The following is a 15,921-nucleotide window of genomic DNA, read 5'->3' on the forward strand; positions in this document are numbered from 1 at the left end:
CCATTCAGTGCGGATATACCTTACATTTGACCTTGTTCTTTCAGGTCAGTTGCATCTGCTTTCCAGAAACTTTCACCCCGCTCCGCCATCTGTAACAACGTATCGCACGGCGTGAACCGCGGACCATACAGCGAAGCCAGACGTTGCAATACCGCAACCACTTCACCCGCCCCGAGAGAATCCATATAACGGAACGGGCCACCGAGAAACGGAGGAAAACCAATACCAAACACTGCGCCAATGTCACCGTCGCGCGCGCTACGGATCACCTGCTCATCGAAGCAGCGCGCCGCCTCATTGAGCATTAACATGACGCAGCGTTCCGCAATCTGCGAAGCGGAGAGCCGGCTCTGCCCCTGAGCGCCTATAAGCGTATAAATTGTAGGGTCGACCTGTTTTTTGCTTTTACGCCCTTTCGCCCCATAAAGATAGAAACCCCGACCATTTTTTCTACCTTTGCGATCGTCATTCAAAATTGATGAAACAACATTTGCAGGGGCGCTAAAACGCTCGCCATAAGCGGCTTCCAGTATCGGTATAATTTTAGTGCCTGTGTCGATTCCGACCTCATCCAAAAGTTGGATTGGCCCAACCGGAAAACCAAACTTTACCAGTGCGCTGTCGATCTGCTCGACCCGCTCACCTTCGGTCAGCAGGCGAATCGCTTCATTGATATACGGCGCAAGAATGCGGTTTACGTAGAACCCAGCCTTATCACGCACCACAATTGGCGTTTTGCCCTGTTTTTTCGCCAGCTTAACCGTAGTGGCGATGGTTTGCCCCGACGTCATAGCATGCGGAATCACCTCCACCAGCGGCATTTTTTCTACCGGGCTAAAGAAGTGCAGACCAATCACCTGCTCAGGCCTGGCCGCTTTGGCCGCAATATCGCTAATCGGTAAAGATGACGTGTTGGAGGCAAAAATGGTGTGGGATGCGCAATTCTGCTCAACTTCCGCCACCATCTGTTGTTTTAACGACAGATCTTCAAATACCGCTTCAATCACCAGGTCGCGATGGGAAAAGCCGCGATAGTCGGTCGAACCCGATATTAGCGCCAGCTGTTTGTCACGTTCACTGGCTTTGATATGCCGACGACGTACCTTCGTTTCAAGCTGATCCCAGCTGTATTTCAGCGCGTGATTGATTCCTTTGGTATTTATGTCTTTGATACGAACTGGCAAGCCACCTTTACAGGCTGTGACGTACGCAATACCGCCGCCCATCAGTCCACCACCTAATACGCCGACGCTGTTAAGCGGCCCTGGCGGCACCTCGCTGCCCGGATCCTTTTTCACGTCCGTACTGGCAAAAAAGATATTGCGTAACGCCTGCGATTGCGGCGTCATCGCCAGCTCGCCAAACGCGCGCGCCTCCGCGTCATAGCCGCTGCTACTCCCCTGTGCCAGTCCGGTTTCAATCACCTGTAAAATACGTTCTGTCGCCGGGTAATTTCCCTGGGTTTTCTGTTCTGTTTTCTTGCTGACCATGCGGAACAGCAACGCCCGTCCGAGCGGGCCCGCCAGAATACGTTCACGAACCGGTAAAGCGCGGTGAACGGGACGATCTTTTTTCGCCCATTCCACGGCAGCATCCAGCAGGATCGTCTGCGGGACTACCTCATCCACCAGCCCCGCTTTCAGCGCCTGCTTCGCGCGAAGTTGCTTACCAGTGAGGATCATATCCAGCGCCGTACTAACACCCACCCGTCGGGGTAGCCGTTGGGTACCGCCCGACCCCGGCAGCAGCCCGAGTTGCACTTCCGGTAAACCGAGTACGGTTTTTGCATCGTCCGTGCAAACGCGAGTATGACAGGCCAGCGCCAGTTCAAGTCCGCCACCCAGGCAAGCGCCGTGAATGGCGGCCACCACCGGAATCGGCAGCGCGTTAATCTCGGCCATCAGTTGCTGCCCCTGTCGCGCCAGCGTTTCTGCTTCCTGGGCGCTTTTGCAGCGGCCAATCATATTGATATCCGCCCCGGCAATAAAATTGTCCGCTTTTGCAGAAATAATGACGACGCCGCGAATCGCCTTGTTCTCGCGAATCTGTTTAAGAATGATGCGTACCTGCGAGGCAAACTCCGCCTTAAGGGTATTCATCTTTTCTCCGGGGACATCAACAGAGATGACCGCGACGTTGTCCAGACGCACGTTAAGCGTAAAAGCCGATGTCATTTCCATTATTCCGCCTCCAGAACCATTGCCGCACCCAGCCCACCCGCTGCGCAGGCGGTGACCAGGCCAAAGCCGCCACCACGACGACGTAATTCGTGCAGCGTTTGCGTGATCATCCTCGCGCCCGTCGCGGCAAATGGATGTCCAAAGGCAATTGAACCGCCAAGTACGTTAAATTTGCTGTCATCCACTTCGCCAGTGGCATGGCTTCGACCGAGCACGTCGCGGGCAAAACGCTCACTGCCAAGTAACTGGAGATTGGCAAGCGTCTGCGCGGCAAAGGCTTCGTGCATATCGAAAAGCGTCAGATCGGCCATTGTGATGCCCGCACGTTCCAGCGCCAGCGGCGTAGACCAGGCCGGACCCAGCAGCATATCCTGCCAGACATCGATCGCGGTAAACGCGTAGCTGCGCAGATAGCCGAGCGGAACCAGCCCCAACTCTTTCGCTCGAGATTCCGTCATCAGGATGACTGCCGCCGCGCCATCGGTCAGCGGAGTGCTGTTTGCCGCCGTAACGCTGCCATGTTTGCGGTCAAATGCCGGACGCAGTCTGGCGTAATCTGCCAGCGTGGAGTTGCCGCGAATATTGTTATCTTCAGACAGGGGCTCTTTAAAAGGCGGTGTGTAAGTGGTCATTACTTCATCGGCGAGCTTACCTTCTGCCCACGCCAGGGCGGCCCGCTGATGAGAACGATGCGCCAGGGCATCCTGTTGTTCACGGGTAATCCCGTAGGTTTTCGCCATCTGCTCAGCGGTATCGCCCATTCGCAGACCGGTTGAGTATTCCGCCACAGCAGGCGGGACGGGCATCAGATCGCGCAAGCGCAGACGGGAAAAGAGTTTCAGACGCTGCCCCATCGTGCGGGCTTTGTTGACATCGACCAGCACCCGCGCCAGTTTTTTGCTGACGCCAATGGGCAGCACCGAAGATGAATCAGCCCCGCCAGCGATACCCGCACGAATGGTGCCGGCCATCAGGCTTTCTGCGACGTTAGCCACTGCCTGAAAACTGGTTGCACAGGCACGACTGACGCTGTAGGCATCGGTATGCACATTCATCCCGGTCCCGAGCACAATTTCACGCGCGATGTTCGGCGCTTCCGGCATCTGTACCACCTGGCCAAAAACCAGTTGTTCAATCACATCAGCAGGGATTTCACTGCGTGCAAGCAGTTCGCCAACCACCATTTTGCCGAGATCGACGGCGGGAATGCCATGATATGCGGTCGCCTGACGGGCAAAAGGCGTACGTAATCCGCTCACGATGGCGATGCGATCGCCCTGACGGGTGACCAGCGGTAATGCCTGACTCATAACACTCCCCTGTAAAAAATAAATAAGTGGTCTGACCTGATCATAGTCTTAACCAATTTTTTACATTTAGCCAAGCGGAGCGCAAAGAAAGTGAGAGCTACGACACAGTGAATAATCACTGCCTGAAACGAAAATGCCCCGGGGAAAACTCACCGGGGCATCAGAAACAACGAGGCGGGATTAACGCAGACCCAGCTGGAAAATCAGGGTTTCGGCTTCGCAGGCGAAGACAAAATCGATATCCAGACGCACGCCGTCAGACTCTTCGGTGAAGGTCGAGGTGATTTTGCACGGTTCAGATTCCACGCTACGGGCTTTTTCGGTCAGCGCCGCCAGCGTCTCTTCAGCTTCTGCGCGGTTAGCGAACACGCGGCTGTATGATGCGGTGCAATCGGAGTTGTCCATGATGGTACCAACATCCATACAGCAGCAAACCGGGGTTTCATCAGCACTGCATTTACTCATTGTAGATTTCCTCTGTATTTCGCACCCAGGGTGCCAGATAAACGATGGGGATATTTTACGCCCCCCACATTCACCTCTCCAGTTGTTAATTGTGCGAAATGCGATAAGTGACCGAAATCACAATTAAAAATGATCTAAAACAAATTTCACCTAAAAGGGTGAGTGCGCAAACCGTCAATTTTGCCAGCTGGATCGCGTTTTTAAGATCACAATTGAAAAAAATTATAAACATACTTGCAACATTTCAGCTGGTCAGACCTATACTCACGCCACTGGTCTGATTTCTATGTTGTACCACAGACCCTACACTTCGCGCTCCTGTTACACCATGTAACATAGTTTGTATAAAAATAAATCAATTGAGGTTATGGTCATGAGCCAGAAAACCCTGTTAACAAAGTCTGCTCTCGCAGTCGCAGTGGCAATTATCTCCACCCAGGCCTGGTCTGCAGGCTTTCAGTTAAACGAATTTTCTTCCTCTGGCCTCGGCCGGGCCTATTCGGGTGAAGGCGCTATCGCAGACGATGCAGGTAACGTCAGCCGTAACCCAGCGCTGATCACAATGTTCGATCGCCCGACGTTCTCTGCGGGTGCGGTCTATATCGATCCGGACGTCAACATCAGCGGACGCTCTCCGTCTGGCCGTAGCCTTGATGCCGATAACATCGCGCCAACGGCGTGGGTGCCAAACGCACACTTTGTTGCGCCAATTAACGATCAGTTCGGTTGGGGGGCATCAATTACCTCTAACTACGGTCTGGCAACAGAGTTCAACGATACCTACGCAGGCGGTTCTGTTGGCGGTACCACCGACCTCGAAACCATGAACCTCAACTTAAGCGGCGCCTATCGCTTAGACGACGCCTGGAGCTTCGGTCTTGGTCTGAACGCCGTTTATGCGCGTGCGAAAATCGAACGCTTCGCCGGTGACCTGGGGCAACTGGTTGCCGGTCAGGTGATGAACTCTCCAGCCGGACAAACGCCGCAGGGTCAGCAACTGGCTGCCACCGCAAATGGCATCCCAAGCGATACCAAAATTGCTCATCTGAATGGTAACCAATGGGGCTTCGGCTGGAACGCCGGGATCCTGTATGAACTGGATAAAAACAACCGCTACGCGTTGACCTACCGTTCTGAAGTCAAAATTGACTTTAAAGGTAATTACAGCAGCGATCTGCCTCCGGCGATCAACAACTACAACCTGGGTATCCCGACCGCTACCGGCGGCGCCACTCAGTCAGGTTACCTGACGCTTAACCTGCCAGAAATGTGGGAAGTGTCCGGTTATAACCGCGTAGCGCCGCAGTGGGCTATCCACTACAGCCTGGCCTATACCAGCTGGAGTCAGTTCCAGGAGCTGAAAGCGAAATCTACCAGTGGTGATACGCTGTTCCAGAAACATGAAGGCTTTAAAGACGCTTACCGCATCGCACTGGGAACTACCTACTACTACGATGATAACTGGACGTTCCGTACCGGTATCGCCTTCGATGATAGCCCGGTTCCATCACAAAACCGCTCTATCTCTATTCCGGATCAGGACCGCTTCTGGCTGAGCGCCGGTACCACCTACGCCTTCAATAAAGATGCGTCTGTGGACGTTGGTGTCTCTTACATGCACGGTCAGAGCGTTAAGATTAACGAAGGTCCGTACCAGTTCGAGTCTGAAGGTAAAGCCTGGCTGTTCGGTACCAACTTCAACTACGCATTCTGATTTCTTGCAGATGTAAAAAAGGTGAGCTTTTTAGCTCACCTTTTTATTTGCTCAATCTGGCTTACTCGGAATCGATCTCTTTGAGTTCATCCTGAATCGCCTGCGCGTTCGGGTTTTCCTGCGGCTTGAGCTTGCCGCCATTAGCGATAAAATCATGACGCTGGAAGTAAGCTTCACGAACCATAATATAGGGATCGGAAGACTGACGCAGCAGACCATCGGAATCCAGCAACTGCGCGCGGGTTTCAATCCCTTCAATCGTCCATTTACCAATAGACATCGGCCAGGTCAGCCAGGAGAGCACCGGATATAACGTATCCGCCATATCTCCGCCATCATCACGGATCGTCCAGCTACCATAGAACGGTAACTGCACGTAAGGACCATAACCTACGCCATAATGACCTAAAGTGCTGCCGAAGCGATGCGGTTCAACACGCTGCAGTTTCGGGTTCGCCATACCGGCGACGTCAATAAAGCCCCCCATCCCCAGGATCGTGTTGAGGAAGAAGCGGGTGAAATGCACCATCCCCTGATACGGATCGCCCTGCAGGAAATAGTTCACCATCACCGCCGGCTCTTCCAGGTTGCCAGTGAAGTTGCTCAGACCATTACGGGCAGGCTGCGGAACATAATCACGCCATGCGACGGCCACCGGTCGAACGATATACGGATCCAACACATTAAAGTTGAAGTTGTACATGGTGCGGTTGAACCCTTCAAGCGGGTCTGAACGCCCCTGCTGTTCTGTGCCGGAACTCGCACACCCCACCAGCAGTGTGGTTCCCAGCGCAAGCGCCGACAGGCGAAGCTTCATAAATGTCTCCCTGTTAATTATGGCTATCGCTGATTGCCATCCATGACGGAACGCTATCGTATCCGCCTGTAAAGGTGTGAGCGATTGTAACAGTACGTCAAACGATGTCTATATCACCGAACTTGTTGATTTGATCATAGCCTGGTCACACCAGAATCGTCGCGCTTCTATTTTAGCGGGATGAAGAAAAACAAACGTTACCATTTTTGCGTTTTCAGAACATGTCCTGACAGGGGGCAGGCTAAAAACCGCTACGCTTTAACGTGTCAGTGCTTATACCGGAGACGAATAATGGTCGATCATGAAAACGACAAATTAGATAAACATAGCGACGAGCTTGCCGTCGAAAGTGAAGAAAAACAGGATGGGAAGAAGATAGAACTGGATGAGGATCGCCTCCCCTCGCGGGCGATGGCGATTCATGAGCATATTCGTCAGGACGGGGAGAAAGAGCTGGAACGGGACGCGATGGCATTGCTGTGGTCTGCCATCGCCGCCGGGCTTTCGATGGGGGCTTCGCTGCTGGCAAAAGGGATCTTCCACGTTGAACTGGAGGGGGTACCCGGCAGTTTCTTGCTGGAGAATCTCGGCTATACCTTTGGCTTTATCATCGTCATCATGGCTCGCCAGCAGTTGTTCACTGAAAACACCGTCACCGCCGTGCTGCCCGTCATGCAGAATCCGACGCTCAGTAACGCGGGCCTGTTGATGCGACTGTGGGGTATCGTACTGCTGGGGAACGTGCTGGGCACCGGCGTCGCGGCGTGGGCCTTTGAATACATGCCCATTTTCAACGAAGAGACCCGCGACGCGTTCGTGAAGATCGGCATGGACGTGATGAAAAATTCACCTACGGAGATGTTTGCCAATGCCATTATTTCCGGCTGGCTGATTGCCACCATGGTCTGGATGTTCCCGGCGGCGGGTGCAGCGAAAATTGTGGTGATCATCCTGATGACGTGGCTGATTGCGTTGGGCGATACCACCCACATCGTCGTCGGGTCAGTCGAAATTCTCTATCTTGTATTTAACGGCACGCTGCACTGGAGCGATTTCCTCTGGCCGTTTGCCTTACCCACGCTTGCCGGAAACATTTGCGGCGGCACCTTTATCTTTGCCCTGATGAGCCACGCGCAGATCCGCAACGATATGAGCAACGCCCGCAAAGAAGAAGCCAGAATCGCGGCGCAAAAAAGAGACAATGCGCAGAAAAAGGAGGAAAAACAGTCCTGAATGGCGACGGTTTGAACAGTCAGGCGGTCACTCTCTTACCGGGGCAAACAAAAACCGGTATACTCGTGCCGCCTCGTCCCCTTAGTTAAATGGATATAACGAGCCCCTCCTAAGGGCTAGTTGCAGGTTCGATTCCTGCAGGGGACACCATCCGGCCCACCGTGGCGAGCCGGAAAACGTCCGGGCGTTAAAGGGTGACCGAATGCGCTTTTTCGCCAGGTTTGAATACTACCTCTCCGAGGCTGATACACGCGACCGGGCAAACATGGCCGCACAGCAGGCAGCCGACGCATTTTTCGGTATTGCAGTGCGGGGTCCGCGTCTGTTCGTTCCACTCCATCGCCTGATGACCACCGTCGAAGCAGGAAATGTAGCAACGACCGCAGCCGACGCATTTTTCCTGATTAATATGCGGGTAAACGATATAACTGCGGTCGAGATCTTCTGCCGGAACGATATTGGCATTTGCCAGCCCCACCATCTCATCCAGCGAGTCGAAACCCTGATCGTTAAGATAGTGCGACAAGCCGCTGATCATATCTTCAACAATGCGATAACCGTACTGCATGATGCCGGTTGTCACCTGAAGTGTTGCGGCGCCCAGCAGCAAGAACTCGGCAGCATCTTCCCAGGTTTCAATTCCACCGATACCGCTAATCGGAAAATCTTTCAGCTCAGGATGGGTGCGTAGCTGCTGAATGAAGCGCAGGGCAATCGGTTTCACCGCTTTACCTGAATAGCCCGAAATACTGGATTTGCCGTTGACGACTGGCAGACCCAATTTACGCTTGAGGTCAATATTGGTAATTGACTTGACGGTGTTGATGGCGGCAATACCATCGGCACCACCGCGTTTCGCCGCCAGCGCAACCTCGCACATATCGCCGATATTGGGCGTCATTTTAGCGAGCATCGGCAGAGAAGAGCCGCGTTTCACCGCCTGGCAATATTTCTCCACCAGTTCAGGACTTTGCCCCACATCGCTCCCCATGGCGTGAGAGGTCATCTGCGGACAGGAGAAGTTGCATTCAATCATATCCGCGCCAGCCTCTTCGACCAGACGCGCCAGATCCTGCCACTGCTGCTCATTTTCCCCCATGATCGAGGCGATCAGCACCTTATCCGGGTAATCTTGTTTGAGCCGACGAATCGCCGCAAGATTTTCTGCCAGCGGGTGCTCAGCAATCTGCTCCATGTTTTTAAAGCCGATAAACCCGGTGTCTTCTTTAATCAGATGGTCGAAGCGGGGAGAAACTTCGTTGGCGATAAAGAAACCGATGGTTTTAAAAACGATGCCGCCCCAGCCGCTATCGTAGGCTTTAGCGCACATCTCATAGCAATTGCCGACCGGGGAAGAAGAGAGGCAGAACGGATTGAGAAACTTCACGCCGCAGAAGGTAATAGAGAGATCTTTGGTTAGCATGATGACGCCTCCTCTAAATAGTGATGAATGGCTTGAGCGGCTTCTTTCCCGGTTTTAACGGCATACACCACGGTTTTATCTCCCTGGACGATATCGCCAGCGGCGAACAGTCCCGGAACTGCAGTCTGGTAATGTTGAGTGTCGACGGTATTGCGTTGTACCCGAATGCCGGAGAAGGCTTCCAGCCCGGCATGCTGACCGACGGCGAGGATAATTTTTTCTGCGGTCAGAGACAGCTCGCCAGGCAGGCGCACGTGCCTGAAGGTGACCTTATTTCCGTCAACTGCCGTTGGCGTAAAGCCATCAATGATAGAGACGCCCAGCGCCTGGGTGGTGGTGAACTCTTTTTCACTGGCCGGAAACTCCGCAAGCTCTTCACGCGCCACGCAGGTAACCGATTCACAGCCGAGAATTTTGAGCGTACTGGCCACGTCCATGGCGACATCGCCGCCGCCAATCACCAGCGCGCTTTGCGGCACGGATATGCCACCCGCCTTGCCACGCGCGCGTTTTAAAAAGTCGACGGCGATTTCTGCCGTCCCCGCGTCATTAAACAACGGCAGCGACATGCCTTTTGACAGGCCGACCGTCAGCAGGACAGCGTGATATTCAGCTTTGAGCGCCTCCAGCGTGACGGTGTTGCCAATCTCGCAGCCACAGCGGATTGTCACCCCCATTTCCGTAATACGCGCAATTTCAGCGTCCAGCACCGATTGCGGCAGACGGAATTCAGGAATGCCGTGGCGCAACCAACCGCCGGGTTGGGCCGTTTTTTCGAACACAGTGACGTCATAGCCCAGATTGCACAACGTGACACTGGCCTGCAAGCCGGCAGGGCCCGCCCCCACGATGGCAACTTTGCCCTTATCTTTACGACCTGGCTGATAAATCTGCATCTGCGTTTGTCGTTCAAAGTCGGTGACAAACCGTTGCAAACGGGCAATATCGATAGGTTTATCAATTCCGGAACGGGAACAGCCGTGCTGGCAGAGTTTTTCCGTGGGACATACCCGGGCGCAGACGGCGCCAAGCGCGTTATTTTCTCTAATGGTTTCGGCCGCGCCCTTAAAGTTACGGAAATAAACAGAGCGGATAAATTTCCCCGGGTCTGTTTCCGCCGGACAGGATCGGCTGCACGGTGCGTCGTGACACAGCAAACAGCGGGAAGCTTCTTTGATAGCCAACAAGGGCGTGAAGCCAGGAATCAGTTCATCAAGGTAGTCTCGTTGCGACATATGCCATTCCTTAATAATAAGTTTACGTAAGGCAAACTGAGTACAAATAGCTACTTATGAGGCTAGGCTTATGACTGAATGGATGTTGTGAAAGCATTCACAGATAACCAGATAAAAAGTATGGAATTGCAGCGACCGCAGGAATAGATAAGATGCGAATAGAAACTATTTTTGTAATAAGAACGCATTAATTGTGTTATGCAAAAAAAGACGGTTGCGAAAAAACGCGCAGCCGTTTGGCACGGCGTCAGTCGTTCCGGGAATACTGATGTTTTTATTCGGCGGCATCGCACAGGGGATCGGCGCGTTTATGCAGAAATCTCTTTTCAAATAAATAATGAGTCACCAAACCTTACGTAAATAACGCTTTTTTGTGTGGCAGTAAATTCTGTTATTGTTCCTTGCCAGCGGAATAACGGCGGTGTAATAATTCATAAAAATACGCCACGGAATAAATAACTTATGGATGATATTATTCAACTTGAATCCTATATGCGCCACGCCATTCGTGAAGCGGAAGAAAGTCTGCGTGAAGGAAATAAAGGTTTTGGCGCAGTCATCATCAAGGATGGGGAAATCATTGCCTCTGCGCATGATGGTGAGGAAACAGAATCAGACCCGACATCGCACGCGGAAATTAATGCCATTAAACTCGCCGGGAAAAAGATCGGCAAAGATTTATCCGGTTGTCTTCTTCTCACAACCAGTGAACCCTGTCCGATGTGTGCCTTCGCCATTGCGTGGTCAGGTATCAAAGAGATAGCCTTTGGATACTCTATTCAGGATGCGCTGGCCCAGGGGCGGCGGCGGATTTTATTCCTTTGTACTGAAGCGTTTGATAAAGCAGGAATGGATATTACCGTACATAAAGGTATTCTTCAGCGAGAATGCGCAACTCTTTATCGCGCGGATGTTCGAAATGAAATCAATAGACTACGTTCGGCGACCGATGACGATCTTAGGGCGCTGAATGCCGATTCCATTGCGCGTCGAACGGCCTGGTTCTGTGAGAATAGCGCGATACTGCGTGCTGAACACAGCAATCTGTTAGAAGCGGCCCATCGCTTGCTGGTAAGTCGATTTCACACCACAGTTGATGAAATGCCTGTGGTGGCGAGAAGTGAAAAACAGATCACGTTCCATTCCATGAATTTCTGTCCAACGCTGGAGGCGTGCAAAATATTACGTCTGGATACACGGCACGTGTGTAAACTCCTGAATGAAGATTCCACAAACAGGCTGGTCAAAAATATTGACCGCAGACTTCGCTTCTCGCGGAATTACGCGAATCTGCGTCCCTATACGCCTTTTTGCGAAGAATTTATCTCACTTGAAGATTGATATTTCAGGAGAAATTGTCCGTAAAATAAAAAGACCTCATCACGGAAACGCGATATCCCTCGCAGGATTGACTCGTTGGACGGTGACGCCCGCCATACTGGCGGGCGTCGTCTGGTTTAGCGTTTCACTCCGATGTATATTTTTCGGGTTGCGTAGAACGCGTCGGGACTCATCCAAAACTCATGCGTCGTCTCATGAATTTTGCGATTTTTTAGCTCACGCAGCGTAATGCCGCGAATCTTCCCTTCTGCAATCCGTCGCGCGACCTCCCCCGTACTGAGTCGTAACTGCTTTTTCATCACCGACAACAGACTGACCTGAAAGGCGGTCGTTAAGCGGATAGTGACCTTCACCTGTTGATGCCGGGCAAGCGTCATCCGCCACTGTTCGCGAACAGCAAACTCCGGGCTACCGGAAAGCTCAGCATTATTTCGCTTCAAAACCTGGCGATCGTGAGCGAAAAGCAGGATCGCGCTTGCGTCATTGCCAACGATCCGCGCAAAAAGATCGCGGTCAATACGGCTGACAGGGAGTCGAGAGAACAGATTGATATTCCAGGTATAATCGCAATGAAGGCACTTATAGATGCTCCAGACATCAAGCAGCTTCTTTTGCGAATTCATTCTGAAAGCCCCGGAAGGGATGAAATCGCGTTTGATATTGCAGGCAGGACAGCGCTTCGCAATGCGCTGATATCCCACGGGACTGACAGTCCATGTGACGTGCATGTTGACCCTTTTTTAACCCATACAAAAACGGATTCGTCCTGGACGAACCATGAATTTTGCAATGCGAAAAATATTTGAAGATATTTTTCAGTGGGTTAAGAAAAGATTTCCAGCACAACAATCCCTTGAGTTACCGATAGGCCAGCAAGACTAACAGACCCCTGGCCTCTCAATACATAAATCAAATCAATATTTGTGACACTACTATCAGGGTTATTTGATCTGGCATCGGATTCTTCTCGAAAAATAACCGTATATTCATTCATCAACCACAGGATACAAGGAGCGTGAAATGTCACAGCAAGAACAGTTTTGCCATGCCTGCGGAATGCCACTTTCCGCACCCGATGCCAAAGGGGCGAGCGATAAATACTGTGCCTATTGCAGCGATGCCGAAGGCAATCTGAAGCCCTGGGATGACGCCGTTTCCGGTCTGGCAGGATTTCTGGATTCCTGGCAAAAAGTGGGCCCTGAGGAGTCACGTAAGCGCGCAATCCGTTACCTGACATCCATGCCTGCCTGGGCACACAAAGCAGACGACTAAACCACCGATGCCAACCCAACGGTCAGATGCCGTCGTGATCCTGCATGAAATCTACGGCATCAATGCGCATATACATCGCACCAGGGAAATGTGGCGGGCGCGTGGTTTCGACGTCTACGTTCCCGCACTTTTTCCGCATGACGCGCCGTACAGCTATGCTCAGCAGGATGAGGCGTATCGCTATTTTTCAATCCACGTTGGTTTTGATCCACAACCCATCTTAACGTTGCTTACCACACTGCGTGCGCAACATCGCAAATTGATTGTCATCGGCTACAGCACCGGGGCAACGCTCGCATGGCGGGTCGCAGGAAGCGGCTTGTGTGACGGGGTTATTTGTCATTATGGCTCTCGCATTCGTCAGTACAGCGATGAGTTACCGCACTGCCCTGCGCTGATGATCATGGCTCGCCATGAGCCATCATTCGACCCTACGGCGCTACAACAGAAGCTGGAAACATTGCCCCTGGTGCAATGTCATATGTACGATGCACAGCACGGCTTTTGTGACGCAGACAGCCCCGGATACCTTGCGTGGCAGGCGCGCCATGCTGTCGCTGATGCCATCGCATTTGTTGACGCGGTCTGCGGATAGTCGACATCCTGCCTTTATAGCCAGCGGCGAACCTGTTTAGTGTAGTGCTCCCACTGTGCACCAAAACGCTTATGTAACTCGAACTCTTCAAAATCGATATGCAACCGGGCCACCGCCAGCATAAAGAGCGGCACGGCAATCATGCCAGGCAGACTGCCCATCCAGAGCGCAACGGCAAATTGCACACCGATCAGTCCAAGATAAATAGGATTTCGACTCCAGGCATAACATCCGTGCGTAACCAGCGTCGTTGTTTTATCCGCCTGTAGTGGATTGAGGGTAGTGCGACTCACATGCATGTGCCACGCGGTCGTCAGAATGATGCCAAGACTGACTGCAGCAATCGCCAGACTCAGCACTTGGGTGACCAGGCCAAAGGTAAAACGCGGATTTGCGGTCAAACAATCCCCGACCACAAAGATTAACAAAATGACCGGCGGCGGAAACCGACTTCTGAGTTTTGCGAGACGCACATTGATCTGTTTCATTTCTCTCCTTCTGCATCGCGACTAGTTTGAGACTTTACAGTTCCCTTCGAATAGTGCCTGATAAATTATCACTAAACGATGCTCAATACGGTCCGGTAATTCCTCTCTTTTCAAAAAGGCGATAATGATGGCCGGTTGGTTTGAATTGAGTAAGAGTACAAACGATCAATTCCGTTTTGTATTGAAAGCAGGTAATCATCAGATTATTGGCGCCAGCCAGATGTATGCCTCCGTGCAATCGCGTGATGCGGGCATCGCGCCAGTAAAAACAAACGGCAGTAGCAAAACGATAAAAGAGCAGATCGGATTTTGACGTAATTGGCCAGATCGGGAAATACCAATCTGGCCTCTAATATCAAAGAACCTTACTTAAAAATTCAGCCGTTCGCGGATTCGCTGGCGATGTAAAAAGCACGTCAGGCGATCCCTCTTCCTGGATAATACCGTGATCGATGAAGATGACCCGATCAGCCACTTCACGGGCGAACCCCATTTCGTGAGTGACAATCGCCATGGTCATGCCTTCATTGGCCAGATTCTTCATAACCTCCAGCACATCCCCCACTAACTCTGGATCCAGCGCCGAGGTTGGCTCATCGAACAACATGATCGAGGGGTTCATTGCCAGCGCGCGGGCAATCGCCACACGTTGCTGTTGACCGCCCGACAGGCGTGAAGGCCAGGCGTCGCGTTTATCGCTTAATCCGACCTTTTCCAGCAACATTTCTGCCCGGCTGGTCGCATCTCGACGCGAGAGCCCCAACAACATTTGCGGTGCCATCATCAGGTTGTCCAGCACCGTCATGTGCGGAAACAGATTAAAACGCTGGAACACCATCCCCACGCTTTCGCGCATTTTATTGAGATCGGTTTTGCGATCGTGAACGGCAAAACCATTCACCATCACTTCGCCTTCGGTGACTGTCTCAAGCGCATTCATACAGCGTAAAAAGGTGCTTTTCCCGGACCCTGACGGGCCAATGATGCACACCACTTCCTGCGGTTTGATATCACAGTCAATCCCGCGCAGAACGTGGTTGTCACCAAAATGTTTATGTAAATTTTTAATGTGGATCACTTTTACCAAACCTTTTTTCCAGACGGTTAACCAGCTGCGCCAGCAGGAAGGTGAGTACCCAGTACACCAGTGAAATGGTCAGGTAGGGTTCCCAGTAGGTGGCGTAAGCGCCTGAAACCGTACGCGCCGCGTAGGCCAAATCGGCAAGACCGATCGCCGAGGCGAGTGAGGAATCTTTGACAATCGCAATGGCGTTATTGCCCAACGGTGGAAGAATACGGCGAAAAGCCTGAGGCAGAATGACTTTGCGCATGGTTTTCCACCACGGCATCCCCAGCGCTCGCGAGGCCTCCATCTGACCAGGGTCAATCGACTGGATCCCCGCGCGGAAGATCTCAGAAACATAAGCCCCGGCATTCAGCGTGATCGCCACAATACAGGATAAGAAAGCCCCGTAGCCCGAGCGCAATTCGCGGGCAAAATCGGCGCTCATCAGCCCGCTGGTGACCAGAATTCCGTCACGGGGATTGATGAACAGCGGTACCAGCGCAAAATGGACGACCATGATCTGAACAAACAGTGGCGTTCCGCGAAAGGCGCTGACGTAGAAACGAACGGGATATTGAACAAAATAGCGGAGTGCGTATTTCCAGAAACCGTGCTCGGCTTTCGCCATGCGGCCCAGCCCCAGCGTCAGCCCCCAGAGTGTGCCAAGACAGACACAGATGATGGTGCATTTTATGGTCATCCACGCGCCTTCCATAAATAATGGCGCATACTCCTGGATGATTTCCCAACGAAATCCCGTCATGGTTTTCCCCTGCAAAAAA

At 52.4% G+C, this 15,921-nt stretch carries 16 protein-coding genes and 1 tRNA gene; 7 read left to right on the forward strand and 10 right to left on the reverse strand.

Translation table 11 applies throughout. The features are described from left to right. Positions 1–20 precede the first annotated feature (20 nt). From fadJ to KI228_RS15460, 3 genes are all read right to left on the reverse strand, one after another. Positions 21–2,180 (reverse strand): fatty acid oxidation complex subunit alpha FadJ, encoded by a 2,160-nt coding sequence (gene fadJ / locus KI228_RS15450; RefSeq protein WP_061069815.1) that lies wholly within the window; start codon positions 2,178–2,180, stop codon positions 21–23. Beyond that, positions 2,180–3,490 carry an acetyl-CoA C-acyltransferase FadI gene (fadI, locus tag KI228_RS15455; RefSeq protein WP_044267838.1) on the reverse strand — a complete coding sequence of 437 codons (1,311 nt, stop codon included), beginning with the start codon at positions 3,488–3,490 and terminating at the stop codon, positions 2,180–2,182. The genes fadJ and fadI overlap by 1 nt, the downstream gene beginning before the upstream one ends. 180 nt (positions 3,491–3,670) lie before the next feature. Further along, positions 3,671–3,955, reverse strand: a complete 285-nt coding sequence (locus KI228_RS15460; RefSeq protein ID WP_042317736.1) for a YfcZ/YiiS family protein — start codon at positions 3,953–3,955, stop codon at positions 3,671–3,673. A 373-nt stretch (positions 3,956–4,328) separates the two neighbouring features. Here KI228_RS15460 and fadL point away from each other — a divergent pair, with 373 nt between their 5' ends. Further along, on the forward strand, positions 4,329–5,669 hold the full coding sequence (gene fadL, locus KI228_RS15465) for a long-chain fatty acid transporter FadL (RefSeq protein WP_042999959.1): 1,341 nt from the start codon (positions 4,329–4,331) through the stop codon (positions 5,667–5,669). 61 nt (positions 5,670–5,730) lie between these two features. Here the strand turns inward: fadL and mlaA are convergent, their stop codons facing one another. Beyond that, complete coding sequence (mlaA, locus tag KI228_RS15470) at positions 5,731–6,486, reverse strand: phospholipid-binding lipoprotein MlaA (RefSeq protein WP_061069814.1); 756 nt, start codon at positions 6,484–6,486, stop codon at positions 5,731–5,733. A 291-nt stretch (positions 6,487–6,777) separates the two neighbouring features. Here mlaA and KI228_RS15475 point away from each other — a divergent pair, with 291 nt between their 5' ends. Further along, complete coding sequence (locus KI228_RS15475) at positions 6,778–7,719, forward strand: formate/nitrite transporter family protein (RefSeq protein WP_044258449.1); 942 nt, start codon at positions 6,778–6,780, stop codon at positions 7,717–7,719. A 75-nt stretch (positions 7,720–7,794) separates the two neighbouring features. After that, a tRNA-Arg gene (locus KI228_RS15480) sits at positions 7,795–7,869 on the forward strand. Between the two features lie 37 nt (positions 7,870–7,906). Here KI228_RS15480 and preA read toward each other — a convergent pair. Both preA and KI228_RS15490 read right to left on the reverse strand, forming a co-directional pair. Beyond that, positions 7,907–9,142: an NAD-dependent dihydropyrimidine dehydrogenase subunit PreA gene (gene preA, locus KI228_RS15485; protein ID WP_212807496.1), complete on the reverse strand. Its 1,236-nt coding sequence runs from the start codon at positions 9,140–9,142 to the stop codon at positions 7,907–7,909. Then, positions 9,136–10,377, reverse strand: coding sequence for an NAD(P)-dependent oxidoreductase (locus KI228_RS15490; protein WP_141227618.1), 1,242 nt, complete (start codon positions 10,375–10,377; stop codon positions 9,136–9,138). Before KI228_RS15490 ends, preA begins: the two co-directional genes overlap by 7 nt. 462 nt (positions 10,378–10,839) lie before the next feature. On the opposite strand from KI228_RS15490, the gene KI228_RS15495 reads away from it, so the two are divergent. After that, entirely contained in the window at positions 10,840–11,718 is an 879-nt protein-coding gene (locus tag KI228_RS15495; RefSeq protein WP_042999955.1) for a nucleoside deaminase, read from the forward strand. 116 nt (positions 11,719–11,834) lie between these two features. Here KI228_RS15495 and KI228_RS15500 read toward each other — a convergent pair whose 3' ends face one another. Further along, positions 11,835–12,446 (reverse strand): DUF1062 domain-containing protein, encoded by a 612-nt coding sequence (locus KI228_RS15500; protein ID WP_142765310.1) that lies wholly within the window; start codon positions 12,444–12,446, stop codon positions 11,835–11,837. Between the two features lie 292 nt (positions 12,447–12,738). On the opposite strand from KI228_RS15500, the gene KI228_RS15505 reads away from it, so the two are divergent. Beyond that, positions 12,739–12,990 (forward strand): zinc ribbon domain-containing protein, encoded by a 252-nt coding sequence (locus KI228_RS15505; protein ID WP_042999953.1) that lies wholly within the window; start codon positions 12,739–12,741, stop codon positions 12,988–12,990. Between the two features lie 7 nt (positions 12,991–12,997). Beyond that, the gene (locus KI228_RS15510; protein WP_044258427.1) at positions 12,998–13,585 is read left to right on the forward strand and encodes a dienelactone hydrolase family protein; all 588 of its coding nucleotides are present in this window, start codon (positions 12,998–13,000) and stop codon (positions 13,583–13,585) included. A gap of 14 nt (positions 13,586–13,599) precedes the next feature. Here KI228_RS15510 and KI228_RS15515 read toward each other — a convergent pair whose 3' ends face one another. Beyond that, positions 13,600–14,073, reverse strand: coding sequence for a methyltransferase family protein (locus KI228_RS15515; protein WP_042999951.1), 474 nt, complete (start codon positions 14,071–14,073; stop codon positions 13,600–13,602). 127 nt (positions 14,074–14,200) lie between these two features. Between KI228_RS15515 and KI228_RS15520 the strand changes: the two genes are divergently transcribed. Further along, positions 14,201–14,386 (forward strand): YegP family protein, encoded by a 186-nt coding sequence (locus KI228_RS15520; protein WP_042999950.1) that lies wholly within the window; start codon positions 14,201–14,203, stop codon positions 14,384–14,386. Positions 14,387–14,428: 42 nt separating this feature from the next. Here KI228_RS15520 and KI228_RS15525 read toward each other — a convergent pair whose 3' ends face one another. Beyond that, complete coding sequence (locus tag KI228_RS15525) at positions 14,429–15,151, reverse strand: amino acid ABC transporter ATP-binding protein (RefSeq protein WP_043001868.1); 723 nt, start codon at positions 15,149–15,151, stop codon at positions 14,429–14,431. Next, positions 15,138–15,902: an amino acid ABC transporter permease gene (locus tag KI228_RS15530; RefSeq protein WP_042999949.1), complete on the reverse strand. Its 765-nt coding sequence runs from the start codon at positions 15,900–15,902 to the stop codon at positions 15,138–15,140. The genes KI228_RS15525 and KI228_RS15530 overlap by 14 nt, the downstream gene beginning before the upstream one ends. Between the last annotated feature and the right edge of the window lie 19 nt (positions 15,903–15,921).

It is taken from the genome of Citrobacter amalonaticus, assembly GCF_018323885.1.
Taxonomy (GTDB): domain Bacteria; phylum Pseudomonadota; class Gammaproteobacteria; order Enterobacterales; family Enterobacteriaceae; genus Citrobacter_A; species Citrobacter_A amalonaticus.